Below are 450 nucleotides of genomic sequence, written 5' to 3' on the forward strand. Positions count from 1 at the left end.
AGCGGCCATTCATGCCATCCATTTCCCATTTTAGACCTCCTTCGGATTGGCCAGATAGCCAGTGGTATCGCCGCACGGACGGCTGTTGGCGTTTGGTTTTATCACAATGCTCGGCCTGGTGAAGTGCGCTGACGGCAGCGGCGCCACGGCGGCCAGTTGGCCGTGCTTTTCACGCAGTTCGGCAATCGGCCCGAAGTCCAGCGCCCGCAGCGGGCAGGACTCGACGCAAATCGGCTTTTTGCCTTGTGCCACACGCTCGTGACAGCCATCGCATTTGGTCATATGCCCTTTAGCGGCGTTGTACTGCGGCGCGCCGTACGGGCAGGCCATATGGCAGTAGCGACAGCCAATGCACACCTCTTCATTAACCACCACAAAACCATCTTCGCGCTTGTGCATTGCCCCGCTCGGGCAGACCTTGGTGCACGCCGGGTCTTCGCAGTGGTTACA

1 protein-coding gene is annotated in these 450 nt (G+C 59.8%); it reads right to left on the reverse strand.

What is annotated here, in order from left to right; all coding sequences use genetic code 11:
- Window positions 1-30 precede the first annotated feature (30 nt).
- The coding region (locus PGR79_RS23820; RefSeq protein ID WP_430922627.1) for a 4Fe-4S dicluster domain-containing protein at window positions 31-450 on the reverse strand (420 nt) is incomplete at its 5' end.

Origin of the sequence: Klebsiella sp. 141161 (assembly GCF_050600815.1) — a bacterium.
Lineage (GTDB): Bacteria > Pseudomonadota > Gammaproteobacteria > Enterobacterales > Enterobacteriaceae > Klebsiella > Klebsiella aerogenes.